The following is a 25,463-nucleotide window of genomic DNA, read 5'->3' as shown; positions in this document are numbered from 1 at the left end:
CATATCGACTTTCGAGCGGGAGACCGGGAGTGCTTCATCAAATCATCGACCGCAGGCTGGCCGGCAAGAACAAGAGTATCGCCAACCGCGAACGCTTTTTGCGTCGCGTCAAGAACTACATTCGTCGCGCCGTGTCGGACGCGGTGCGCGACCGTAGCATCAAGGATATCCAGAGCACGCAGAGCATCACGATCCCGCGCAAGGACATCGCGGAGCCGAATTTTCGGCACGCGCCTGGCGGGCGTCGTGAATACGTGCACCCCGGCAACGAGGACTACGTGCGCGGCGACAAGATCCCGCGTCCGCAGGGTGGCTCGGGCGGCGGGGGCAGTCAGGCGAGCAACGAGGGCGAAGGGCAGGACGACTTCGTGTTCGAGTTGTCGCGCGACGAGTTCATGCAGTACTTCTTCGACGATCTCGAACTGCCGCGCCTCGTCAAGACGCACCTGCTGACGGTGCCGAGCTGGAAGAACGTGCGCGCGGGCTGGTCGGCGGAAGGCACGCCGAACAACATCGATGTCGTGCGGTCGCTGCGCAGTGCGCTCGGGCGTCGCATCGCGCTCGGCTCGCCGCTCGTCAACGAGCTGCGCGAACTCGAAGCGCAGCTGGAGGCGATGAAGAGCGATCCGGAAGACCGGCGCGCGGAGATCGCGGTGCTCGAGGCCGAGATCCATCACCTGAAGGGGCGCATCTGGCGGATTCCGTTCATCGATCCGTTCGACCTGCGCTACATCAACCGCGTGAAGCAGCCGCAGCCGTCGAGCCAGGCCGTGATGTTCTGCCTGATGGACGTGTCGGGTTCGATGGACGAGCAGCGCAAGGATCTGTCGAAGCGCTTCTTCATCCTGCTTTACCTGTTCCTCAAACGGAACTACGAGCGTATCGAGGTCGTGTTCATCCGTCACCACACGCGTGCCGAGGAGGTCGACGAGGACACCTTCTTCCATTCGACCGAGAGCGGCGGCACGGTGGTGTCGAGCGCGCTCGAGCTGATGCGCAAGGTGATGAACGAGCGCTACTCGCCGACCGAGTGGAACATCTACGGCGCGCAGGCATCCGACGGCGACAACTGGACCGACGATTCGCCCAAGTGTCGCAAAATCCTGGAAGAGGATATTCTCACGAAGACGCGTTACTTCGCGTATATCCAGGTCGCGCCGGAAGAGCAGAACCTGTGGCTGGAGTACGCGCAACTGGCCCTGTCGCAGCCGCATCTCGCGATGAAAAAAGTGGAATCGGCTGCCGACATTTACCCGGTGTTTCGCGAATTGTTCGAAAAGCAGGTGGAAATGTCATGACGACCCGCCATCTGCACAACGAGTCGCGCGGCTATGCGCCGCGCCCTTCCGGCGACGACACGGCCGGCCCTGCCGCATCGCAGCAACGCGGGCAGGCCGAACCGCCGCCGCCGGCCGCCGACTTGCCCGGCCCAGGGCAAAAGGAAGCGCGTATGAACGTTGCCGAACGCAAGCCGCTGCCGTGCCCGTCCGACTGGACGTTCGAACTGCTTGAGGAATACGACACGCACATTTCGCAGGTCGCCGAACAATACGAGCTCGACATCTACCCGATCCAGCTCGAACTGATCAGCGCCGAGCAGATGATGGACGCGTATGCGTCGGTCGGGATGCCCGTCAACTACCGTCACTGGTCGTTCGGCAAGCACTTCCTGTCGACCGAGAAGAGCTACCGTCGCGGCCAGATGGGGCTCGCGTACGAAATCGTCATCAACTCGAACCCGTGCATCGCGTACCTGATGGAAGAGAACACGATGACGATGCAGGCGCTCGTCATCGCGCACGCGGCGTACGGACACAACTCGTTCTTCAAGGGCAACTACCTGTTCCGGTTGTGGACCGACGCGCACGCGATCATCGACTATCTCGTGTACGCGAAGAACTACGTCGCGGAATGCGAGGAGCGCTACGGCCTCGATCGCGTGGAGGAACTGCTCGATTCGTGCCATGCGCTGATGAACTACGGCGTCGACCGCTACAAGCGGCCGCAGAAGCCTTCGCTGTCGAAGGAAGCCGCGCTGCGGCGCGAACGCGAGGCGTACCTGCAGTCGCAGGTGAACGAACTGTGGCGCACGCTGCCGGGCAAGAAGCCCGAGCTGATGGAGGAGCAGGAAGACCGCTATCCGCCCGAGCCGCAGGAGAACCTGCTGTATTTCGCGGAGAAGAACGCGCCGTTGCTCGAACCGTGGGAACGGGAAGTGATCCGCATCGTGCGCAAGATCGGCCAGTATTTCTACCCGCAGCGGCAGACGCAGGTGATGAACGAAGGCTGGGCGACGTTCTGGCACTACACGCTGCTGAACACGCTATACAACCAGGGGAAGCTGGAAGACGGCTTCATGATGGAGTTCCTGCACTCGCACAGCAACGTGGTCTACCAGCCGCCCGTCACGAAGCCGTACTACAGCGGGATCAACCCGTATGCGCTCGGTTTCTCGATGATGAGCGACATCCGGCGAATCTGCGAGGCGCCGACGGAGGAAGACTACAAGTGGTTTCCGGAGATCGCAGGCACCCCGTGGCTGCCGGCGATGCACTACGCGATGCGCAACTTCAAGGACGAGAGCTTCATCGCGCAGTACCTGTCGCCGAGCCTGATCCGCGACATGCGGCTCTTCTCGGTGCTTGACGACGACATGCGCGATTCGCTCGAGGTGTCGGCGATCCACGACGATTCAGGCTACCAGTACGTGCGGCAGGCGCTGTCGAGGCAGTACGACATCCATCACCGCGAGCCGAACATCCAGGTGTGGGCGGTGAACACGCGCGGCGACCGCAGCCTCACGCTGCGCCACTTCATGACCGACAACCGCCACCTGTCGAACGACAGCGACGAGGTGCTCAAGCACATGGCGCGGCTGTGGCAGTTCGACGTGTTCCTGGAAAGCGTCGACGAGGCCGGCACCGTGCGCAAGCGCTACGAGTGCCGCTACGTGCCGCCGGAGGTGCGGATCTGAGCCTCGCCTGCAGAGAGTTTGCATCGGACGCCAGCCTGTGGGCTGGCGTTTTCATATGACGAACGCATGGCGGGAGAAAAATTTTCTACATCCGGACGAACCCGGAGAGCCTGTTACTTTACATTTCGCTAAAATCCGGTAGCGTCGTGCGCCGGAACCGGTGCCACATGCGACCGCACGCGGCGGCCCGCGGCGGCCCGCGCCGCCTCGCCCAGAAAGCACTATAAGGAACTGACCCATCCATGGACGTCCAGACCGACCAAGCCGCGCTGTCCGCGCACGACACCCGGCGGCGTGTGTTCGCCATCGTCGGCGCCTCGTCGGGCAACCTCGTCGAGTGGTTCGACTTCTACATCTACTCGTTCTGCGCGCTGTACTTCGCGCCGGCGTTCTTCCCGAGCGGCAACGCGACGACGCAGCTGCTGAATACGGCCGGCGTGTTCGCGGCCGGCTTCCTGATGCGTCCGATCGGCGGCTGGCTGTTCGGCCGCATCGCCGACCGCCACGGCCGCCGCAACGCGATGATGATCTCCGTGCTGATGATGTGCGGTGGCTCGCTCGTGATCGCGGTACTGCCGACCTATGCGCAGATCGGCGCGCTCGCGCCGGCGCTGCTGCTGGTCGCGCGGCTGTTCCAGGGGCTGTCGGTGGGCGGCGAATACGGCACGAGCGCGACCTACATGAGCGAGGTGGCGCTGAAGGGCCGCCGCGGCTTCTTCGCGTCGTTCCAGTACGTGACGCTGATCGGCGGCCAGCTGTGCGCACTGCTCGTGCTCGTGATCCTGCAGCAGACGCTGTCGGCCGACGAACTGAAGGCGTGGGGCTGGCGCATTCCGTTCGTGGTCGGCGCGGCGGCCGCGCTGATCTCGCTGTACCTGCGCAAGTCGCTCGACGAAACGTCGACGAGCGCGTCGCGCGACAAGAAAAACGCGGGCACGATCCGGGGCGTGTGGCAGCACAAGGGCGCGTTCTTCACGGTGGTCGGCTTCACGGCCGGCGGCTCGCTGATCTTCTACACGTTCACGACGTACATGCAGAAGTACCTCGTCAACACGGCCGGCATGCATGCGAAGACGGCCAGCAACGTGATGACCGTCGCGCTGCTCGTCTACATGCTGATGCAGCCGGTGTTCGGTGCGCTGTCCGACAAGATCGGCCGCCGCACGTCGATGATCCTGTTCGGTTCGTTCGCGGTGATCGGCACGGTGCCGCTGATGCATGCGCTGAAGGACGTGACGAGCCCGGTGGCCGCATTCGTGCTGATCACCGTCGCGCTCGCGATCGTCAGCTTCTACACGTCGATCAGCGGCCTGATCAAGGCCGAGATGTTCCCGCCGGAAGTGCGCGCGATGGGCGTCGGCCTGTCGTACGCGGTCGCGAACGCGATCTTCGGCGGTTCGGCCGAGTACGTCGCGTTGTGGTTCAAGTCGGTCGGCAGCGAGGAAACCTTCTACTGGTACGTGACCGTGCTGTGCGCGATCTCGCTGATCGTGTCGTGGCGGATGCGCGATCCGAGCAAGGAAGGGTATCTGCGTCACGAGCCGTGATCGATTGCGCGCGGCAATGACACGCTCGAGTGCAAGCTCATCGCGCCGCGCGCGATAACGATATCGAAATCGATTCGTTGCCGGCGGCGGGTGCGCCGCTTAACCTGATTCCGTAGTTCGTGTGACACCTCCTTGACTGGGATTCACGCCCGCTGCCTGCAGCGGGCGTTTTTTTGTCCCGGTCGTTTGCGTGTCCGGGATATACAATCGGCAGCGCCGGTTCCAGGCGCCATCGACGATTGAAAAAAATATCCATGAAAGAACAACGATCATCCATTCCGGGCCTGACGATCCTGCTGGCCGTCGTCAACCTCGCCGTCTTCCTGCTGATGTGGCGGCAGGCATCGTACGGTGCGCTGCCGAACAGCCTGCTGCTCGACTGGGGCGCCAACTTCGCGCCGTATACGCTGACCGGGCAACCGTGGCGCCTGCTGACCAGCGCGTTCCTGCACGGCGGCTGGCAGCATCTGGCGCTGAACCTCTACATGCTGATCGTGCTCGGCACCGTGCTCGAGCGCGCGGGCGGCTCGCTGCGGTTCGGCATCGTGTACCTGCTGTCGGCGCTCGGCGGTTCGCTGCTGAGCGCGCTCTGGTCCGGGTACCACGAGGTCAGCACAATGCAGGTCGCGTTCGGCATCGTGGTGCCGACGAGCGGCATCCGCCCGGTCGTCAGCGTCGGCGCGTCGGGCGCGCTGATGGGGCTGGCCGGCGCGGCCGCCGCGTTCGCGTTGCACCGACGCACGGACAGCGGCCGCGATGCGCGCGTCGTCATCAATCTCGGCGCGGTGGCCCAGGTGATCGCCATCAACCTGGTATCGGGGTTCTTCATTTCCGGTATCGACCAGGCTGCGCATCTGGGTGGCGTCGTCACGGGTTTTGTCGTCGGCTGGATACTGTACGGTTTTCGTCCTTCGGGCGCGTCGTTGCGCGGCGCGGTCCTGCCGGTTGCGCTGGCGGTGCTGGGCAGCGGCGCGATGTTTTTCGCGGCGCAGCGCGCGGGCAGCGCCGAGCTGCAGGCGCTGCGCACGGCCGTAGACCGCGAGCGCGCGCAGGACGACGCGCGGCAGCAGGCGAAGCGCGACGCGGATACGATCGCCGCACAGATTCGCGACGACGAGCAGCATCGCGCCGCACCCGTGTCGGCCGAGCTGGCCGCGGGGACCGTCGTTCCGGTCGGCAAGGGCACCTATGCGATGGTGATGGGCGCGTCGGGCAAGCGCCTGTACATCACCGACAACGACGCGAACGCGCTCGTCGTCGTCGACGTCGACAAGCGCGCGGTGATCCGCACGATTCCCGGGGAGCCGTTCAAGACGGGGCTCGACGGTTGTCCGAGCAACATGTGCCGCGGCCGCGGCGCAAGCGGGGTCGTGGTCAGCCCGGACGAGCGCTATGCGTACGTGACGTCGATGCGCGAGAACAGCGTCGTGCGCATCGATCTGGCGAGTGGCAAGATCGTCGACAGCGCGACGCTCGGCCGGTTTCCGCGCGCGATCGTCGCATCGGCGTCGCACGACAGGCTCTACGTGTTGAACGGCGTCGACGACACGGTGTCCGTCGTCAGCATCACGCACTGGCCGCAGGTCGTCGCGACGCTGAAGCTGGGCGATGGCGACGGGGCGGGCGTCGAGTTCGGGCGGCCGCTGTCGATGTGGCTGTCGCCGGACGGAAAGCAACTGAACGTCAACGCCATGCAGAAAGGCACGATCGTCGCGTTCGATACGTCGACGAACGAGCCGGTTCGCTCGTATCCGCTCGATGCGGACTTCATCCAGGCGGAACCGGGCGCGCCGGGCGCGGGAACGTGGCTCTACGGCGCGTCGTCGGTCAAATGGGTGGATCAAGCGAGCCTGGCGCCGCTGAAGACCTACCCGGTCTGCCAGACTTCGGCGCACGGTTTTGACGGCAGCGGCGACGGCAAGCTGATCGCCGTGAGCACGTACGACGGCTCGCCGATGCGCGTGATCAAGGTGGCGACCCGCCGCACCGTCGGCGAATTTCCGGTGGCGGGCGGCGTGTCGCAGGTGATCTTCGCGCCGGACCATCGCACGCTCTACGCATTGGGCGCCGCGGGCACGCTGTCGTTCCTCAGCATGGACCGCTCGCTCGATTACCTGCAGGACACTGGCGAAGGCGAGTTCCTGTGTGCGGCGTCCGCGGAAGGGGAAGCGGGCGGCGACGGCGATTGATCGCCTCGCTCGCCTCATCACGAAACCCGCTGAGCAAAGCACCATTTGTTGGTTCGGATTCGCCGCACGCGCTGATACGTTAGCGGCTTCGCGACGACACACTCCGTCGCGATGTTCTTCGAACCGGGCTGCCGCGCGATCCGCGGCGGCCTTCATAACAAATCAGGTCGTGCTCATGAAAATCCACACTCTCGCTACGTGGCTCGTCGGGGCTGCGCTCATCGCTGCCGGCACCGTCGCGCATGCGGACCGTCTCGACGACATCAGGAAAGCCGGTGTGCTGCGCGTCGCGACGTTCGACAGCAACCCGCCGTTCGGTTACGTCGACGGTAAAAGCAATCACATCGTCGGCCTCGACGTCGACTATGCGAAGGCGCTTGCCGACAAGCTCGGCGTGAAACTGCAACTCCAGCCGACCAACCCCGCGAACCGCATTCCGTTCCTGACGTCCGGCAAGGTCGATCTCGTGCTCGCGAACTTCACGATCACCGACGAACGCGCGAAGCAGGTCGACTTCAGCATTCCGTATTTCTCGTCGGGCCAGCAGTTTCTCGCGAAGAAGGGCGTGCTGAAATCGGCCGACCAGCTGAACACGCTGCGCGTCGGCGCCGACAAGGGTACGACCAACGAGATCACGCTGCGCGAGAAATTCCCGAAGGCGACGATCGTCGCGTATGACGACACGCCGTTCGCGTTTGCCGCGCTGCGCGCCGGCAACGTGCAGGCGATCACGCAGGACGGCCCGAAACTGATCGGGCTGCTCGCGAACGTGCCCGACAAGCAGAACTACGAGATCCCGGCGTTCACGATCTCGAACGACTACATGGGCGTCGGCGTGCCGAAGGGCGAGACGCGCCTGCTCGGCTTCGTCAACGATACGCTGAAGGGGCTCGAGGCAAACGGCCGTGCCGGGCAGATCTACGACGCATGGTTCGGGCCGACGACGAAGACGCCGCTCACGCGCATCTTCCGGATCGGCGACAAGACCTGATCCGCATCGCACGCGCGCCGCGACCGGCCGGACCACCGGCCTCGCGGCGCTTTCCGTTTTCTTCCGATCGCGCGCTTCGCGCCCGCAACACAGCATGCTCGGGTTGGCTCCCAAATATCTGTCCTGGCTCTGGCAGGGCTTCCTGCTGACGCTCGGCCTCGCGGCCGCGTCGGCCGTCTTCGCGACCGCCGGCGGGCTGTTGCTCGCGGTCATGCGGCATGCGCGCGGCACGGGGCTGCGCACGGTGGCGGCCGCGTACGTCGTCACGTTCCGCAACACGCCACTGCTCGTGCAGTTGCTGTTCTGGTATTTCAGCGTCGCATCGTTGCTGCCCGACCCGTGGGTCGCGTGGCTCAACGCGCGCCATGCGTTGAGCATCGGCCCGTTCACGCTCGCATGGCCGTCGTTCGAATTCGTCGCGGGCTGGGTCGGGCTGAGCGCCTATACGGCCGCGTTCGTCGCCGAGGAGTGCGAAGCGGGCTTGCGCGGCGTGCGGCGCGCGCAGCACGATGCGGCGGCCGCGCTCGGCCTCACGCCGATGCAGTCGCTGCGTTACGTGGTGCTGCCGCAGGCGGTGCGCATCGCGTTGCCGCCGCTGTTCGGCCAATACATGAATCTCGTGAAGAACTCGTCGCTCGCGATGGCGATCGGCGTGGCCGAGCTGTCGTATGCATCGCGGCAGGTCGAGACCGAGACGTTCAAGACGTTCGCTGCATTCGGCGTGGCAACCGTGCTGTACGTTGCGGCGGTGGCCGCGATCGAAGCGGGCGCGTATGCCGCCACGCAATGGCGCGACCGGCTGGGAGCGGGGCGCTGACGATGGACTTTTCGCTGCTGCTCGCCAATCTGCCGTACCTGCTCGTCGGCGCCTTCCCGGAAGGGCCGCTCGGCGGCGCCGCGCTGTCGCTGCTGCTCGCAATCGCGTCGGCCGTCGTGTCGGCCGTGCTCGGCATCGCGCTCGGTGTTGCGATGGCGCTCGCGCGCGGCCCCGCACGCGTGCTGCTGCTTGCGTTCATCGGTTTCTTCCGCGCGATTCCCGTGCTGATGCTGATTTTCTGGACCTACTTCCTGATACCCGTGGTGCTGCACATGGACGTGCCGGGGCTCGCGACGGTCGTATGCGCGCTCGCGCTGATCGGCGGCGCGTATCTCGCGCACGCGGTGCATGCGGGCATCGTCGCGGCTGGCGACGGGCAATGGCAGGCCGGGCTGTCGCTCGGGCTCACGCGCTGGCAGACGGTGCGCTACGTGCTGCTGCCGCAGGCGATCCGGATCATGACGCCGTCGTTCGTCAACCAGTGGGTTGCGCTCGTGAAGGACACGTCGCTCGCGTATATCGTCGGCGTGCCGGAGCTGTCGTTCGTCGCGACGCAGGTGAACAACCGGCTGATGGTGTATCCGGCGCCGATCTTCCTGTTCGTCGCGCTGATCTATCTGGTGCTGTGCACGTCGCTCGACGGCGCGGCGCGCTGGCTGCTGTCGCGGCGCCCGCGTGCGGAACGCGCAGCGCACGCGGCCACCGGGGATACGGAACCCGCGCGGTGACGGCATGCTGCGGCCGTTTTTGAATTGCCGACGAGGCAGTGTCGGTGAATGGGCGCAGCGGGCTGCGTGCCAGGCAGGTCAGGCCCGGCGGGCAGGGACAGGGACGAGGAAGGTAGAACGCCGGCCGCGCGCGCCGCTACCCGTCGGGCAACTGCGCGCAGCACGTGCGTCACGACGCCGAGTAATGCGTATTGAAGACCGCACGCAGCGTCGATGAATCGGTCGCGAAATCGCCCCACAGCGGCCCGTCGTTCTGCGCGAACGCGAACGGCGCCGTATTGATCGATGCGAGGCGGAAGCGCCATTGCGCCGCTTCCTGGCGGAATGCGGTGAGCTGCATGTCGGACAGCGCCGTCTGCGCGCTCGCGAGCGTGACGAGCGGATCGACCGGATTGTTCGCGACGCGCACCTCGAAGTGCAGGTGCGGACCCGTCGCGGCGCCCGTCATGCCGACCGAACCGATGCGCTGGCCCTGCTTCACGGTTTCGCCCGTCTTGAGGCCGCGCGCGAACGCGGACAGGTGCGCGTAGTACGTCGAGTAACCGTCGGCGTGATCGACGATCACGTAGCGGCCGTAGCCGCCCGGATCGGTGCCGACGAACGATACGACGCCGTCGGCCGCTGCGTCGACGGGCGTGCCGGTGGGTGCCGCGAGATCGACGCCCGTGTGGAACGCCATCGCCTGCGACAGCGGATGGATGCGCTCGCCGAAGAACGAGCTGATGCGCGTCCACTTGACCGGCATCGTGAATGCGGCGGCTTCGAGCGGCGAGCCGTCGAGCGCGTAGTACGCGCCGTGCTCGGCGCCCGGTGCGCGGAACCAGATCGCGCCGAACGTGCGGCCGGCGACGCGCAGTTCGAGTGCGGTAAGGCGCGGTGTGCCGTCGTTCGTATCGAACGCGACGCGGTAGTAATCGCCGCGCTGCGCGCTTGCCCGCATCGCGACCTTGCCGCTGACGAGATCGCCGAGCTGGATGCGCACCTCGGGCGGCACGTCGAGACGGTTCAACGTATCGGACAGCGTGAGTTCGATGTTGCCCGCACGCATCCCGTGCTGGCTTTCGGGGGCCGCGAACTGGAACAGGGTCGCATAGCCGAGCATGTCGTTGCGGTGCGCGCTGAGCGGCGCGAACAGGCCCGGCTGCTGGCTGCGGTCGTTGCGTTCGCCGATCGTGCGGGCGAGCTCGCTCGTCACGAAATGCTGCGCGGTGGGAAACGGTGTTTCCGACAGCACGCGCTGCGGCAGCGCGGCCGTGCCCGAGTCGACGGCGCCCGGCAGTTGCGACACGGCTGGCAGCGCGGCGAGGCCGAGTGCGGCGAGGGCGCCGAGCACGGCGGCCGGCACGAGCGCGCGCACAATGCGCTGCGCGCGGCCGGGCGCGAAAGCATCAGGGGTAGCGACAGACTTGACCAAGGTGTCCACATCCAGGAAAGCGGTTCAAAGGGGTGTGGGCAGGGACCGCCGGCGGCACATCCGTCGGGCAGCGACGGGGCGGGCGGCGGGCGTGCAACAAAACAGGCCCCGCCAGGGGCCTGTGTCGTTTCCGTTCGACCCAACGCGCGGGGCGGGCCCGCTTCGAACGGCGGCGTGCATTCCGGGTCGAACCCGGTTATCACGAAGACGCTAAAGAAAGATGACAGCGTCAGTCTACCGATGTTCCGCGAAACGTTAAAAATTTTAAAGGGGGTCAGCTCATTCGTTTCGCGGTGCGGTAAATCGGGTTAAATCAGCATTTATTACGACAATTTTCGTCAGTCCGGCAATTTGTGCGCGCGGATGCGCAAGGCGGCGGACGTGCGCACGGTGTCGAAGCCGGCGTCGAGCATCGCCTCGGCGTCGGTCCACAGGTTGCCGCGCAGCCGGTTGGTCCAGATCATCGATGCGAACACGCCTTCGAGCAGCGACACGAGATAGACGGCGGCCAGGTGCACGTCGAGATCGGCGGCGACTTCGCCGGCCGCGATCGCGCGACGCAGCAGCGCCTTCGTGATCCGCAGCATCTGCAATTCGAGCAGCATGCGGCGCCGCTGCAGCGCGCCGTTTTCCTCGCTCTGCTCGCACTTGGTATAGAGGATCACGAGCACGCGCTGCATTGGGCCCGGCTCGCCGCATTCCTGTAGATAGTGCGATGCGGCGCGCCGCAGCGTGGCGAGCGGGGGCAGCCCGTCGCCCGCGTCGAAGCCTTCCGACGTGCGCGCGAACGCGCGGTCGCACAGCGCGAGACACACTTCCATCTTGTTGCGGTAGTGGCCGTAGACAGCGCCCCGTGACATCCCGGCGGCCTCGGCGAGGTCTGCCATCGCGGTTTGCGCCACGCCTTTCTCGAGCAGCACGAGCTCGGCGGCGTCGAGGATTCGGTGCTTGATGGCGAGCGATTCTTCGCGGGTCTTGCGGGCCATGTCCTAAAATTTCTTACAGTTCGCTGTCGTTTTATTGAGACAGTGTGACGGTCAGATTGAAGCGGTGTGTATTTAATCAGTCGTGACTGATTATAATCGGCCACCCTGAGCCGCCGCATTTTATCGGTGGCGAACGATCCGAGGTCACACATGAACAACAATCGCTCCCTGTTGCGCCACCGTCTGGCGCCGTTCGCGCTGGCGGCCATGCTGGCCCTGGCCGGATGTGGAAAGGGCGACCAGGACGCCGCGCCGGAGGCCGCGAAACAGGCAACGGTCGTGACGGTGCGCCCGACGGCCGTGCCGATGACCGTCGAATTGCCGGGCCGGCTCGAAGCGTACCGGCAGGCGGAAGTACGCGCGCGGGTCGCGGGCATCGTGACCGCGCGCACCTACGAGGAAGGCCAGGAAGTGAAGCAGGGCGCGGTGCTGTTCCGCATCGATCCCGCGCCGCTGAAGGCCGCGCGCGACGCCGCGCAGGGCGCGCTCGCGAAGGCGCAGGCCGCCGCGCTCGCGGCGAGCGACAAGCGCCGTCGTTACGACGATCTCGTGCGCGATCGCGCGGTGAGCGAACGCGACCATACCGAGGCGGTTGCCGACGACACGCAGGCGAAGGCCGGCGTGACTTCCGCGAAGGCGGAGCTCGCACGCGCGCAGTTGCAACTCGACTATGCGACCGTCACCGCGCCGATCGCGGGCCGCGCACGGCGCGCGCTCGTGACCGAAGGCGCGCTCGTCGGCCAGGACCAGGCGACGCCGCTCACGACCGTCGAGCAGCTCGATCCGATCTACGTGAACTTCTCGCAGCCGGCCGCCGATGTCGACGCGCTGCGCCGCGCGGTGAAGAGCGGGCGTGCGACGGGCATCGCGCAGCACGACATCGCGGTGACGCTGCTGCGCGCCGACGGCACCGCGTATCCGCTGAAGGGCAAGCTGCTGTTCAGCGATCTCGCGGTCGATCCGACCACCGACACCGTCGCGATGCGCGCGTTGTTCCCGAATCCGGAGCGCGAGCTGTTGCCGGGCGCGTATGTGCGTATCGCGCTCGACACGGCGGTCGACCAGCGGGCGATCCTCGTGCCGCGCGATGCGCTGCTGCGCACGGCCGAGCGCACGTCGGTGCGGGTCGTCGGCACGAACGACAAGGTCAAGGACGTCGAGGTCGCCGCCGACCAGATGAGCGGCCATGACTGGCGCATCACGCGCGGCCTCGCGGGCGGCGAGCGCGTGATCGTCGACAACGCCGCGCAGTTCGCGCCCGATACGGCCGTCAAGCCCGTCGAGAAGGCGCCGCCGTCGAAGGCAGCGCCGGCAGCGGCCGCTTCGCAGGCGGCTGCCCGTCAAACCTGACTGGTTAACATCACACCACCATGGCACGTTTCTTCATCGATCGCCCCGTCTTCGCGTGGGTGATCGCAATCTTCATCATGCTGGGCGGCGCATTCGCGATCCGCGCGCTGCCCGTTGCGCAGTACCCGGACATCGCGCCGCCCGTCGTCAGCATCTATGCGACGTACCCGGGCGCGTCCGCGCAGGTCGTCGAGGAATCGGTGACCGCGCTGATCGAGCGCGAAATGAACGGCGCGCCGGGGCTGATGTACACGTCGGCCACCAGCAGCGCCGGGATGGCGTCGCTGTACCTGACGTTCAAGCAGGGCGTGAACGCCGACCTCGCGGCCGTCGAAGTGCAGAACCGGCTGAAAACGGTCGAGGCGCGGCTGCCCGAACCGGTGCGGCGCGACGGCATCCAGGTCGAGAAGGCCGCCGACAACATTCAGCTCGTGGTGTCGCTGACGTCCGACGACGGACGGATGAGCGCCGTGCAGCTCGGCGAATATGCGTCGGCGAACGTCGTGCAGGCGCTGCGTCGCGTCGAGGGTGTCGGCAAGGTGCAGTTCTGGGGCGCCGAGTACGCGATGCGGATCTGGCCCGACCCGGTGAAGATGGCCGGGCACGGCCTCACCGCGTCGGATATCGCGTCGGCCGTGCGCGCGCACAACGCGCGCGTGACGATCGGCGACATCGGCCGCAGCGCGGTGCCGGCCAGTGCGCCGATCGCGGCGACCGTGTTCGCCGATGCGCCGCTGAAGACGCCGGCCGATTTCGGCGCGATCGCGCTGCGCACGCAGGCCGACGGCTCCGCGCTGTATTTGCGCGACGTCGCGCGCGTCGAGTTCGGCGGCAACGACTACAACTATCCGTCGTACGTGAACGGCAAGGTCGCGACCGGAATGGGCATCAAGCTCGCGCCGGGCTCGAACGCGGTATCCACCGAGAAGCGCGTGCGCGCGACGATGGACGAGCTGTCCGCGTATTTCCCGCCGGGCGTGAAGTACCAGATCCCGTACGAGACGTCGTCGTTCGTGCGCGTGTCGATGAACAAGGTCGTCACGACGCTGATCGAGGCCGGCGTGCTGGTGTTCCTCGTGATGTTCCTGTTCATGCAGAACCTGCGCGCGACGCTGATCCCGACGCTCGTCGTGCCGGTCGCGCTCGCGGGCACGTTCGGCGTGATGTACGCGGCGGGCTTCTCGATCAACGTGCTGACGATGTTCGGGATGGTGCTCGCGATCGGCATCCTCGTCGACGACGCGATCGTCGTGGTGGAGAACGTCGAGCGGCTGATGGTCGAGGAGGGGCTGCAACCCTACGACGCGACCGTCAAGGCGATGAAGCAGATCAGCGGCGCAATCGTCGGGATCACCGTGGTGCTGACGTCGGTGTTCGTGCCGATGGCGTTCTTCGGCGGCGCGGTGGGCAACATCTACCGGCAATTTGCGTTGTCGCTCGCGGTGTCGATCGGCTTCTCGGCCTTCCTCGCGCTGTCGCTGACGCCCGCACTGTGCGCGACGCTGCTCAAGCCCGTGTCCGGCGACCATCACGAGAAGCGCGGCTTCTTCGGCTGGTTCAACCGCTTCGTCGCACACTCGACGCAGCGCTATGCGACGCGCGTCGGCGCGATGCTGAAGAAGCCGGTGCGCTGGCTCGTCGTGTACGGTGCGCTGACCGCGGCCGCGGCGCTGATGCTCACGCAGCTGCCGACCGCGTTCCTGCCGGACGAGGACCAGGGCAATTTCATGGTGATGGTGATCCGGCCGCAAGGCACGCCGCTCGCGGAAACGATGCAGAGCGTGCGGGAGGTCGAGTCGGCCATCCGCCGCGACGAGCCGGCCGCGTTCACGTATGCGCTTGGCGGCTTCAACCTGTACGGCGAGGGGCCGAACGGCGGGATGATCTTCGTCACGCTGAAAAACTGGAAGGAGCGCAAGCGCGAAGACACTCACGTGCAGGCGATCGTCGCGCGCATCAACGAGCGCTTCGCGAGCACGCCGAACACGACGGTGTTCGCGATGAACTCGCCGGCGCTGCCCGATCTCGGCTCGTCGAGCGGTTTCGACTTCCGTTTGCAGAACCGCGGCGGGCTCGACTACGCGACGTTCAGCGCCGCGCGCGAGCAACTGCTCGCGACAGGCCGCAAGGATCCGGCGCTGACCGACCTGATGTTCGCCGGCACGCAGGACGCGCCGCAGTTGAAGCTCGACATCGATCGCGCGAAGGCGTCCGCGCTCGGCGTGTCGATGGACGAGATCAACACGACGCTCGCGGTGATGTTCGGCTCCGACTATATCGGCGACTTCATGCACGGCACGCAGGTGCGGCGCGTGGTCGTGCAGGCCGACGGGCTGCACCGGCTCGATCCGGAGGACGTGAAGAAGCTGCGCGTGCGCAACACGCATGGCGAGATGGTGCCGCTCGCGGCGTTCACGACGCTGCACTGGACGATGGGGCCGCCGCAGCTCACGCGCTACAACGGCTATCCGTCGTTCACGATCAACGGCTCGGCCGCGGCAGGCCACAGCAGCGGCGAGGCGATGACCGCGATCGAGCGGCTCGCCGGGAAACTGCCGGCCGGCACCGGCTTCTCGTGGTCGGGGCAGTCGTTCGAGGAGCGGCTGTCGGGTGCGCAAGCGCCGATGCTGTTCGCGCTGTCGGTGCTCGTCGTGTTCCTCGCGCTCGCGGCGCTGTACGAGAGCTGGTCGATCCCGTTCGCGGTGATGCTGGTCGTGCCGCTTGGCGTGATCGGTGCGGTGCTCGGCGTCACGCTGCGGATGATGCCGAACGACATCTACTTCAAGGTCGGGCTGATCGCGACGATCGGGTTGTCCGCGAAGAACGCGATCCTGATCGTCGAAGTCGCGAAGGACCTGGTCGCGCAGCGCATGTCGCTCGTCGACGCGGCGCTCGAGGCCGCGCGCCTGCGGCTGCGGCCGATCGTGATGACGTCGCTCGCGTTCGGCGTCGGCGTGCTGCCGCTCGCGTTCGCGTCGGGCGCCGCGTCCGGCGCGCAGATGGCGATCGGCACCGGCGTGCTCGGCGGCGTGATCACGGCGACCGTGCTCGCGGTGTTCCTCGTCCCGCTGTTTTTCGTGATCGTCGGCCGCCTGTTCGACGTCGGCCCGCGCCGGCGCGGCGGGGCGCAGCCGGCGACGATGGAGGGTTCTCAATGATGTTTGCGCTGAATGCACGCGCCGCGCTGCGGGTTCAGGTTGCGCTGGCCGCCGCGCTCGCGCTGGCCGGTTGCACGCTCGCGCCGCGCTACGAGCGGCCGGCGGCGCCGGTGCCGTCGACCTATGCGCCGGTCGACGGCAGTGCCGCGCCGGCGGCCGAGGTGTCGCCCGACGCCGCCGCGCTGCTCGACGACTGGCGCGCCTACTTTACCGACGCCGCGTTGCAGGCGTGGATCGATGCGGCGCTCGCGAACAACCGCGACCTGCGGGTCGCGGCCGGCCGTCTCGAGGAAGCGCGTGCGCTGTACGGCGTGCAGCGCGCGGACCTGATGCCGTCGGTCGATGCGAACCTGGGCTACGACCGTGCACGGCAGTACGACCCGGTCGTGCGCGAAAGCGCGATCAGCGGGCTGTATCGCGCGGGCGTCGGCGTCAGCGCGTACGAGCTCGACCTGTTCGGCCGCGTGCGCAGCCTGTCCGACGCGGCACTCGCCGAATACTTCGCGACGGCGAACGCGCAACGCACGGTTCGCATCGGCGTGATCGCCGACGTGGCGCTCGCCTATGTGTCGGAGCGCTCGCTGCGCGAGCAGCTCGCGCTGGCGCAGCGCACGCTGGATGCGCGCGAACGGATGGCCGCGCTCACGCAGCGCCGCTATGCGGCCGGCACGAGCGATGCGATCGAGCTGCGCTCGGCCGAGATGCTGGTGGCATCCGCGCGCGCGTCGCAGGCCGCGCTGCAGCGCGATCATGCGCAGTCCGTGCGGGCGTTGCAGTTGCTCGCGGGCGACTTCGCGCGCAACGCACCCGGCGACACGACCGCGCTCGACACGCTGTCGATCGCGCCGGTGGCGCCCGGCGCACCGAGTACGCTGCTCGAACGGCGGCCGGACATCCGGCAGGCAGAGGCGCGGCTCAAGGCTGCCAACGCGCAGATCGGCGCCGCGCGCGCGGCGTTCTTCCCGCGCATCACGCTGACGAGCGACTACGGCTCGGTCAGCGACGCATTGTCGAGCCTGTTTACCGGCGGCACGAGCGTGTGGACGTTCTCACCGCGCATCACGCTGCCGATCTTCGCGGGCGGACGCAATCGCGCGAACCTCGATGTCGCGAACGCGCGCAAGCACATCGCGGTTGCCGATTACGAGAAGACGGTGCAGACCGCGTTCCGCGAAGTGGCCGATGCATTCGCCGCGCGCGACTGGATCGATCGCCAGCTTGGCGCGCAGCAGGACGTCCATGCGGCCGACGGCGCGCGGCTGAAGCTCGCGGAGCGTCGCTTCGCGGGCGGTGTCGCGACGTATCTCGAACTGCTCGACGCGCAGCGCAGCACGTACGAGTCGGGGCAGGAGCTGATCCGGCTCAAGCAGCTCCGGCTCGCGAATGCGATTACGCTGTACCGTGCGCTCGGCGGCGGCTGGTCGCCGGCGTCGGCGGAGGCCGCGGCTTCCGCGTAATGCCCGTCGCCTGACGCGACAACGCCCCTGGCGGCATGGCGGCGGCGGTACGCTTCGACGTGCCGCCGCCGCTTCCTTCGATCCATACCGCTGTTCCAGCGATAGCGTTCCCCACCGACAGGCCGGCCAGGACGTTCGTCATCCTGCCGCAACGCGCACGTACACGTTCCGGAACAGCCCTCGTCTTGCGACCGCTCGTGTCGCCATCCCGCGCAAACGTGTGCGGGTCATTTCGGCTTCTTTCTCCCATGCGATGCGGTCCGGATGTCTGGTTCCGGCGACCGTGCATATGTGCGACTTACGATCCTGAATTGACAATCGAATTAACCACGTATTGGAAATAATGAGGGCGGCAAAATGTCGCGGTAAAACGTTTGTATTCGCATCGCAATCGTTTGCGCGAAAGAATCATATTGATTGAGTTGCGATTTAATTTCCTGTTTGTTGAAAATGATTTGATATTGGCGTTGTCGTCAGGCAACGATGGCGGCGTTGGACAAGATTTTGTCTTTTTCCCGGATGATTTGTATGGAGCCAATGCCAGCAAGGGGGAGCAGGTGGGTGGCGACTGCCGATCGAAAATATCTTTAATCTTCAATCGCTTCCAGAGAATAAAAAAGGACTGCGGATAAAAATCTCTGGATTGAAAGCGGGTGGGAAGTGGTATGGGTTTAGAGGGATAAATCGAACATTGTCAGAAGCATTTGACAATGATTTACAAAAAACTTTCACGATTATCTCGATAATGCGGCCTCGTGACGGACGGAAGCCAACCATGCGCTGCCGTTTGTGTCCGCCACGTCATCTACTCCATTTGCACTCCTTACGGGTAATGTCATGAAAAAATCCCTCCTGACCGCTGTCGCACTCGCAGCCCTGTCGACCTCGGCCTTCGCAGCGGGCACCGGCACGATCAACTTCACGGGCGAGATCGTCGCGGGCGCATGCGGCATCGATTCGGGTTCGGTCAACCAGACCGTGAACCTCGGCAAGGTGCCGACCAACGTGTTCAAGCAGGCTGGCGACAAGTCCACGCCGACCAACTTCGACATCAAGCTGACCGATTGCGACACGAGCGTCGCGCAGAACGCGTACTTCACGTTCACGGGCACGTCGAGCGCAGGCCAGCCGAAGCTGCTCGCGACGATCGGTTCGGCAACCAACGTCGGCATCCGCCTGCAGGCAGCGTCGGGCGAATACCTCGACAACGGCGCCGAGCAGAAGGCACCGACCGTGCTGCAGAACGGCACGAACATCGCACGCTTCGCGGCCATGTACGAAGCGACCGCAGCCGGCGTGACGCCGGGTACCGCCGAAGGCGTCGCGAACTTCACCGTCCGCTACCAGTAAGCCGCCGTACCGGGGAAGGGTGCGCGCACCCTTCCTCGTTCGTTTTGCCTCCTTTTCCCCATCCCTGGACTTCCGGTAGCGCCGCGTGCGAATCAGACATTCCTTCCTTTGCGTCTCCGTGCTGGTTGTCAGCAGCCAGAGCCATGCGACGGAATTCAATGCGTCGTTCCTGAACATCGACGGCTCGAACAACGTCGATCTGTCGCAGTTCTCGCAAGCGGACTTCACGCTGCCCGGCGAGTACATGCTCGACGTGCAGGTCAACGACCTGTTCTACGGGCTGCAGGCGATCGAATTCATCGCCGTCGACACATCGGGGGCGGGCAAGCCGTGCCTGCCGCCGGAACTCGTCGCGCAGTTCGGGCTGAAGCCGTCGCTCCTGAAGGACCTGCCGCGCTTCCAGGGCGGACGTTGCGTCGATCTCGGCGCGATCGAGGGGGCGACCGTGCGCTACCTGAAAAGCGACGGGCGGCTCAAGATCACGATTCCGCAGGCCGCGCTCGAGTTCACCGACACGACCTACCTGCCGCCGTCGCGCTGGTCCGAAGGGATTCCGGGCGCGATGCTCGACTATCGCGTGATCGCGAACACGAACCGCAACTTCGGTACGGGCGGCAGCCAGACGAATTCGATCCAGGCCTACGGGACGGTGGGCGCGAACTGGGATGCATGGCGCTTTCGCGGCGACTACCAGGCGCAATCGAACGTGGGCAATACGGCCTACGCGGACCGCACGTTCCGCTTCAGCCGGCTTTATGCCTTTCGCGCGCTGCCGTCGATCCAGTCGACGGTGACGTTCGGCGACGACTACCTGACTTCCGACATCTTCGACACGTTCGCGCTGACGGGTGCGTCGATCCGCAGCGACGACCGCATGCTGCCGCCTTCGCTGCGCGGCTATGCGCCGCTGATCTCGGGTGTTGCGCGCACCAACGCGACCGTGACGGTTTCGCAGGCAGGCCGTGTGTTGTACGTGACGCGCGTGTCGCCGGGCGCGTTCGCGCTGCAGAACATCAATACGAGCGTGCAGGGCACGCTCGACGTCGCCGTCGAGGAAGAGGACGGCAGCGTGCAGCGCTTCCAGGTGACGACGGCCGCCGTGCCGTTCCTCGCGCGCGCCGGGCAATTGCGCTACAAGGCCGCTGTCGGCAAGCCGCGACAGTTCGGCGGCGCCGGCATCACGCCGTTCTTCGGCTTTGGTGAAATCGCCTACGGCCTGCCGTTCGACGTCACGGCGTACGGCGGCTTCATCGCCGCGTCGGGTTATACGTCGATCGCGCTCGGCCTGGGCCGCGATTTCGGCGCGTTCGGCGCGCTGTCGGCCGACATCACGCATGCGCGGGCGAAGCTGTGGTGGAGCGGCGCGACCCGCAACGGCAACTCGTACCGCATCAACTATTCGAAGCACTTCGACGGGCTCGATGCCGACGTGCGCTTCTTCGGCTATCGCTTCTCCGAGCGCGAGTACACGAACTTCGCGCAGTTCTCGGGCGACCCGACCGCGTACGGCCTTGCCAACAGCAAGCAGCGCTACTCCGCGACGCTGTCGAAGCGTTTCGGCGATACATCGACCTATTTCTCGTACGACCAGACGACCTACTGGGAACGTGCGAACGAGCAGCGCGTGGGCCTCACGCTGACGCGCGCGTTCTCGATCGGCACGCTGCGCAACCTGAACGTGAGCGTGTCGGCGTTTCGCACGCAGAGCGCCGGTGCAAGCGGCAACCAGGTCTCGGTCACCGCGACGCTGCCGATCGGCGGCCGCCACACGGTCACGTCGAACCTGACGACGGGCAGCGGCAGCACGAGCGTGAACGCGGGCTACATCTACGACGATCCGAATGGCCGCACCTACCAGATCAACGCGGGCGCGACCGATGGACGCGCGTCGGCGAACGCGAGCTACCGCCAGCGCTCGTCGGCGTATCAGCTGACCGCGCAGGCGTCGACGCTCGCCAATGCGTACGCGGCCGCCTCGCTCGAAGTCGACGGCTCGTTCGTCGCGACGCAATACGGCGTGTCGGCACACGCGAACGGCAATGCGGGCGATACGCGCTTGTTGGTGTCGACCGATGGCGTGCCCGATGTGCCGCTGTCCGGCACGCTCTCGCGTACCGATTCGCGCGGCTACGCGGTGCTCGACGGGATCTCGCCGTACAACGTGTACGACGCGACCGTCAACGTCGAAAAGCTGCCGCTCGAAGTGCAGGTGACGAACCCGATCCAGCGCATGGTGCTGACCGACGGCGCGATCGGCTTCGTGAAGTTTTCCGCCGCGCGCGGCAGCAACCTGTACCTGACGCTGACCGACCCGGCCGGCAAGCCGCTGCCGTTCGGCGCATCGGTGCAGGACGTGGCGAACGGCAAGGAACTCGGCATCGTCGGCGAGGGCGGTGCGGCGTTCCTGACCCAGGTTCAGCCGAAATCCACGCTGGCGGTGCGGGCGGGCGAACGCACGCTCTGCACGATCGACACGCTGCCGAACCAGCTCCAACTCGAAGGCACGCCGATTCCGGTGACGTGCCAGACGCCCGGCGAGTCGCATGCAGCGGCCGCACGGGTCGAACGATGAATTCACGGATCCAGCGATGAAAAATTCCTTCTCCCTTTCCTTCCCGCGGCGCGCAGGGTGCGTGCTCGCAACCGCCGGCGTGCTGTTCGCGGGCGCCGCGCAGGCGGCGATCGTGCCCGATCGCACGCGCGTGATCTTCAACGAAGGCGAACAGGCCGCGATCGTCACGATCACCAACAAGAGCACGACGTACCCGTATCTCGTGCAGTCGTGGCTCGAGGACGCGAAGGGCAACAAGATCACGTCGCCGCTGATGGTCGTGCCGCCGCTGCAGCGCGTCGAGGCGAACGAGCGCAACGTGCTGCGGATCGCGAAGCTGCCGGGCACCGAGTTGCCGGCCGATCGCGAATCGGTGTTCTACCTGAACATCCGCGAAGTGCCGCCGAAGACGGATACGCCGAACACGCTGCAGATCGCGCTGCATACGCAGATGAAGCTGTTCTACCGGCCGAAGGCCGTGCAGCCGGCGCGCGACGAGGACTGGACGCTACCGATGACGTTGCGGGTCGATCCGGCCGCGCACACGCTGGTGTTCGACAATCCGACGCCGTATCACATCACGATCGTCGGCCTGGCTTCGGGGGCGCAGAAGACGCATGTGCCGCTCGAGCCGGTGATGGTGAGCCCGATGAGCACGGCCGACGTGCCGTTCAAGGCCGCGACGCCGACGACGCTGTTCGTCACGCACGTGGACGACTACGGCGGCCAGGTGGCGGTGGAGTACGCGTGTGAGGCCGGTGCGTGCAGGAGCGTGAAGAAATGAGCGGGGGCATGCGAAGCGGCGTGACGACGAGGACGCCCAAGTGGCTCCGGTGGTGTGTGCTCGCGCTGTTCGTCGCGCTTGCGCAGCCGGCATGGGCGTTGAAATGTGTCGCGGACGGCGGCGGCATGTCGCTGACGGAGTCGATCGGCAACGTGGCGTCGTATCCGACCGACGCCCCCGACGGCTACGTGATCTGGGTGTCGCCGCCGCGCACGACCACCGGCTATTGCTACAAGGACATCGCCAACGGGCTGCAGTACTTCGACGAGCAGATTTACTTTTACGCCAACCCTGAGAAGCAGAATCCGGTCGCGTGGGGGCTGGAAGTCGGGATTCGCTTCGAGGGCCAGGACTACTACGGGCGCAGCAGCCAGCCGGGAGACGGCATCGACACGCACCGCTCCGTTGAAGCCTGCAACAAGAGCGATCGGGAGGTGGAGGCCGGGCTGTGCAAGAAATGGCCCATCAGCATCGCGTACCAGGTCGTCGTGCGCAAGCGTGGAGCGTGGGTGGCACCGCCGTCGGACATCTACGCGGTATTCCAGTTCGACGGCAAGTACGGGCTGAACAGCAAAGGGAGTTTCCGTTACAAGCTGAGCGGGCTGCAGAAGCTCAAGCCCACACCCTGTACGGTCGACGTGCTGGTCACGCCCGAGCCGGGCATCGTGAATTTCGGGCAGGTGCAGGCCTCGGGCAACGGGTTCCTGCCGGCCGTGCCGCGCAAGCGGTTTTCGCTGTCTCTGACCAAAAAGTGCAGCATTCCGGTGCGCGTCGACGGTTACTTCGAAGCGACGAAGGGTACTGTGCAAAACGGCCTGCTGGTGCCTGAAAGCAAGAGCAACTTTGGCATCGGCCTGGAAGACAGTCAGGGCAAGCCGATCGAATTCAACAAGCAATTCACGCTCACGCAGTTTCCGGCCAACGTCGCCAACCAGACCGTGTTGCTCGACGCGGTGCTCAAGTCGTTCGGACCACCGAAGATCGGGCGGTTCGACGCGTCGGCGACGATCCGGATTTTTCTGTATTGAGCGTTGCCTGGCATGAGGGGCGTGCGTCGCGAAACACACCGCTGCCCCCGATTTGCTTTGACGAACTGACGGAGGAGAAGGGGATGCATCTGAGACGCGGTATCGTTGCGGCCGTGCTGGCCGTGTCGGCGATGAGTTCGGTTCACGCACAGACGGTTTCGGCCGGCGGTTATTCGTTGACCGTGATCGGCGACCTGGGCGGGCCGCGCAATATGCGCTACAACGGCTATGCCGTCAGCGCGGACGGCAAGACGATTATCGGTTCCTACTGGAGTGAAGCGCAGCCCGGCAACTCGATGGCCTTTTCGTGGTCGGCGGCGACGGGCTGGCAGAGGCTGGCCGCGCCGGCAAACGCCTACGACTCGCAGGCGCAGACGGTGTCGGCCGATGGCCAGGTGATCGGCGGTTCGATCAGCGCGCTCCAGGCGGACAGCAGCAACCTCGATCGATGGGCGGTGCGATGGCCGGGCGACGGTCGCACACAGAAACTCGTTCCGGATACGGCGGGCCGGGGCGCATGGGTCGAAGTTGCGAACCTCGCCGGCACCAGGATGACGGGCAGCTTCACGACGACAGACGGCCGGTATGCACGGTTCATGTGGGACCAGCCGAGGGGTTTCCGCGAGTTGCCGCCGGGCGGCGACTATGCTGTGCAGTTCCTGTCGATGACGTCGTCCGGGAATGCGGCAACCGGGCTCGCCGGCAATGTCGACGGCGTGTATGGCTCGCGTGCGCTCCTGTGGACAGCACGATTCGGCGAACGACTGTTGCCGACGATCAACACGGGCCTGGCCAGAATGGATATAGCCAGTGGCGTGACCGAAGACGAACGGACGATCGCCGGCTCGCTCGGCACCCTGGTGGTCACGCCGGATGGGCAACGGGTCGACTCGGAGGCCGTGCTGTGGACGAACGGCGGAGACACCATCCAGCGGCTCGGTTTTCTCGACGGCGACAACAGTAGCTACGTGTCGTCGATCAGCACGGACGGGCGGGTCGTGATCGGTGAATCCAGCAATGGGCAGATAGACGGCACGCGTGTCTTCGTCTGGACGCCGCAAAGCGGTATGCGCAGCCTCGTTGCGCTGCTCGAAGCAGCCGGCCTGTCGGTCGGCACGCTGAATCTGACCGGCGTGATCGGCGTCAGCCCCGACGGGCAGACCATCACGGGGCAGGGCTATCGCGAAGACGATCCCGACGGGAGGCCGCAATTCTGGCAAGTGCACATCGATGCAGCGACGCTGCGCGCACTGCGGCCGGCGAGTCCGGGTGCGGACGCATCGCGGGTACGGGCGTCGCAGCCGAAAGTGGCGTCACGCATGCTGGCGGCAAAGCCGAACGCAGCCATGCGGCGAGACGCCTGCCGCATGCCCGTCACCCCGGCGCGGCTGGCGCAATGCCGGTTGCGGTTGCCGGCCGCACGCTAGCCCGCGTGGTTGCATGCAGGTAAAGCGATGAAACCAGGCGCCGGTTCCCCGGCGCCTGGTTTCGTTTACCGCACCCAGCGGCACATCTTGTGATGGTGATGATCGAAGTGACACACGCGGTGCGGATGCGCTTCGGCGATGGCCGGCACGAGCACGGCGGCGGCGAGCGCCGCGACGGTCAGGGTTTTGAGTAGCGTCTTCATGTTGAGGTCCTGTTGTTGATTGGCGGGCTACGGAAGCGGCGGCGCTTTACCACTGCGGCCGCTGATCGTCGTGATGGTCGTCACGGCGATCGTCGCGCCGGTCGTCATGCCAGCCGGGATGCCGAGCCTCCCAGTCGCGGCGCTCCCAGTAGCGATTTCCGTCCCAGTAACGATCGCCATGCCAGCCGATCGTGACTTCGGCCGGCGCCGGATAGGCGACGCAGCCGGTGAGCATCACGCTCGATACCACGCCCGCCATGACGGCGGATAACACGATGGATTTCATGTCGTTCTCCGTTGGAAACGGCAACCCGATCGTACGAGCCCTCAAAATTTCACGTGGTAAGAAGTTGCTACCGCCCATGACACGCACAGGCGTTTCGACGGACGCGTGAAAGATCGCGTCGGCGCGGCGCCGGCGGTGCGCGCAGGGCGGCGCCGCTGGCGGCCCCGTCCCATCTGTCCGAGCAACGGTTTCATCGATTATTCAGACAAATCCTGACAACCGA

At 66.0% G+C, this 25,463-nt stretch carries 20 protein-coding genes; 16 read left to right on the top strand and 4 right to left on the bottom strand.

Translation table 11 applies throughout. From position 1 onward, the window contains the following. Window positions 1-29 precede the first annotated feature (29 nt). From HWX39_RS22600 to HWX39_RS22570, 7 genes are all read left to right on the top strand, one after another. The gene (locus HWX39_RS22600; protein ID WP_039358726.1) at window positions 30-1,298 is read left to right on the top strand and encodes a YeaH/YhbH family protein; all 1,269 of its coding nucleotides are present in this window, start codon (window positions 30-32) and stop codon (window positions 1,296-1,298) included. Next, window positions 1,295-2,974 carry a SpoVR family protein gene (locus HWX39_RS22595; protein WP_175970061.1) on the top strand — a complete coding sequence of 560 codons (1,680 nt, stop codon included), beginning with the start codon at window positions 1,295-1,297 and terminating at the stop codon, window positions 2,972-2,974. Before HWX39_RS22600 ends, HWX39_RS22595 begins: the two co-directional genes overlap by 4 nt. Window positions 2,975-3,216: 242 nt before the next feature. Next, complete coding sequence (locus tag HWX39_RS22590) at window positions 3,217-4,521, top strand: MFS family transporter (protein ID WP_175970060.1); 1,305 nt, start codon at window positions 3,217-3,219, stop codon at window positions 4,519-4,521. A gap of 254 nt (window positions 4,522-4,775) precedes the next feature. Next, window positions 4,776-6,710, top strand: coding sequence for a rhomboid family intramembrane serine protease (locus tag HWX39_RS22585; protein WP_175970059.1), 1,935 nt, complete (start codon window positions 4,776-4,778; stop codon window positions 6,708-6,710). Between the two features lie 175 nt (window positions 6,711-6,885). Continuing rightward, a complete protein-coding gene (locus HWX39_RS22580) occupies window positions 6,886-7,701 on the top strand; it encodes an ABC transporter substrate-binding protein (RefSeq protein WP_175970058.1) in 816 nt (271 codons plus the stop codon). A gap of 94 nt (window positions 7,702-7,795) precedes the next feature. Continuing rightward, window positions 7,796-8,518, top strand: a complete 723-nt coding sequence (locus tag HWX39_RS22575) for an amino acid ABC transporter permease (RefSeq protein WP_175970057.1) — start codon at window positions 7,796-7,798, stop codon at window positions 8,516-8,518. Window positions 8,519-8,520: 2 nt separating this feature from the next. Beyond that, a complete protein-coding gene (locus HWX39_RS22570) occupies window positions 8,521-9,246 on the top strand; it encodes an amino acid ABC transporter permease (protein WP_175970056.1) in 726 nt (241 codons plus the stop codon). Between the two features lie 169 nt (window positions 9,247-9,415). Here HWX39_RS22570 and HWX39_RS22565 read toward each other — a convergent pair whose 3' ends face one another. Both HWX39_RS22565 and HWX39_RS22560 read right to left on the bottom strand, forming a co-directional pair. After that, window positions 9,416-10,660: a M23 family metallopeptidase gene (locus HWX39_RS22565; RefSeq protein ID WP_175970055.1), complete on the bottom strand. Its 1,245-nt coding sequence runs from the start codon at window positions 10,658-10,660 to the stop codon at window positions 9,416-9,418. Window positions 10,661-10,998: 338 nt separating this feature from the next. Then, the gene (locus HWX39_RS22560; protein WP_175955436.1) at window positions 10,999-11,646 is read right to left on the bottom strand and encodes a TetR family transcriptional regulator; all 648 of its coding nucleotides are present in this window, start codon (window positions 11,644-11,646) and stop codon (window positions 10,999-11,001) included. A gap of 150 nt (window positions 11,647-11,796) precedes the next feature. Here HWX39_RS22560 and HWX39_RS22555 point away from each other — a divergent pair, with 150 nt between their 5' ends. From HWX39_RS22555 to HWX39_RS22515, 9 genes are all read left to right on the top strand, one after another. After that, complete coding sequence (locus HWX39_RS22555) at window positions 11,797-12,996, top strand: MexX/AxyX family multidrug efflux RND transporter periplasmic adaptor subunit (RefSeq protein WP_175970054.1); 1,200 nt, start codon at window positions 11,797-11,799, stop codon at window positions 12,994-12,996. 20 nt (window positions 12,997-13,016) lie between these two features. Next, window positions 13,017-16,154 (top strand): multidrug efflux RND transporter permease subunit, encoded by a 3,138-nt coding sequence (locus HWX39_RS22550; protein ID WP_175970053.1) that lies wholly within the window; start codon window positions 13,017-13,019, stop codon window positions 16,152-16,154. Then, complete coding sequence (locus HWX39_RS22545) at window positions 16,154-17,611, top strand: efflux transporter outer membrane subunit (protein ID WP_175970175.1); 1,458 nt, start codon at window positions 16,154-16,156, stop codon at window positions 17,609-17,611. The genes HWX39_RS22550 and HWX39_RS22545 overlap by 1 nt, the downstream gene beginning before the upstream one ends. Window positions 17,612-17,985: 374 nt before the next feature. Continuing rightward, window positions 17,986-18,243, top strand: a complete 258-nt coding sequence (locus HWX39_RS22540; RefSeq protein WP_175970052.1) for a hypothetical protein — start codon at window positions 17,986-17,988, stop codon at window positions 18,241-18,243. Window positions 18,244-18,448: 205 nt separating this feature from the next. Then, the gene (locus tag HWX39_RS22535; protein WP_069247917.1) at window positions 18,449-18,961 is read left to right on the top strand and encodes a fimbrial protein; all 513 of its coding nucleotides are present in this window, start codon (window positions 18,449-18,451) and stop codon (window positions 18,959-18,961) included. Between the two features lie 118 nt (window positions 18,962-19,079). Further along, complete coding sequence (locus HWX39_RS22530) at window positions 19,080-21,533, top strand: fimbria/pilus outer membrane usher protein (protein ID WP_175970051.1); 2,454 nt, start codon at window positions 19,080-19,082, stop codon at window positions 21,531-21,533. A gap of 16 nt (window positions 21,534-21,549) precedes the next feature. Next, on the top strand, window positions 21,550-22,296 hold the full coding sequence (locus tag HWX39_RS22525) for a molecular chaperone (RefSeq protein ID WP_175970050.1): 747 nt from the start codon (window positions 21,550-21,552) through the stop codon (window positions 22,294-22,296). Further along, window positions 22,293-23,324 carry a fimbrial protein gene (locus HWX39_RS22520; protein ID WP_175970049.1) on the top strand — a complete coding sequence of 344 codons (1,032 nt, stop codon included), beginning with the start codon at window positions 22,293-22,295 and terminating at the stop codon, window positions 23,322-23,324. Before HWX39_RS22525 ends, HWX39_RS22520 begins: the two co-directional genes overlap by 4 nt. Further along, complete coding sequence (locus HWX39_RS22515; RefSeq protein ID WP_244135072.1) at window positions 23,321-24,751, top strand: calcium-binding protein; 1,431 nt, start codon at window positions 23,321-23,323, stop codon at window positions 24,749-24,751. The genes HWX39_RS22520 and HWX39_RS22515 overlap by 4 nt, the downstream gene beginning before the upstream one ends. 65 nt (window positions 24,752-24,816) lie before the next feature. On the opposite strand, the gene HWX39_RS22510 is transcribed toward HWX39_RS22515, so the two are convergent. Then, window positions 24,817-24,954 carry an HHHH-motif protein gene (locus HWX39_RS22510; protein ID WP_011351930.1) on the bottom strand — a complete coding sequence of 46 codons (138 nt, stop codon included), beginning with the start codon at window positions 24,952-24,954 and terminating at the stop codon, window positions 24,817-24,819. A gap of 46 nt (window positions 24,955-25,000) precedes the next feature. Beyond that, window positions 25,001-25,240, bottom strand: a complete 240-nt coding sequence (locus HWX39_RS22505; protein WP_175970048.1) for a hypothetical protein — start codon at window positions 25,238-25,240, stop codon at window positions 25,001-25,003. Window positions 25,241-25,463 lie beyond the last annotated feature (223 nt).

This window comes from Burkholderia sp. BCC0322, assembly GCF_902833045.1.
In the GTDB taxonomy this organism is placed as follows: domain Bacteria; phylum Pseudomonadota; class Gammaproteobacteria; order Burkholderiales; family Burkholderiaceae; genus Burkholderia.
Note: the sequence above shows the minus strand (reverse complement) of the source record. Positions and strands in the feature narration are given on the sequence as shown.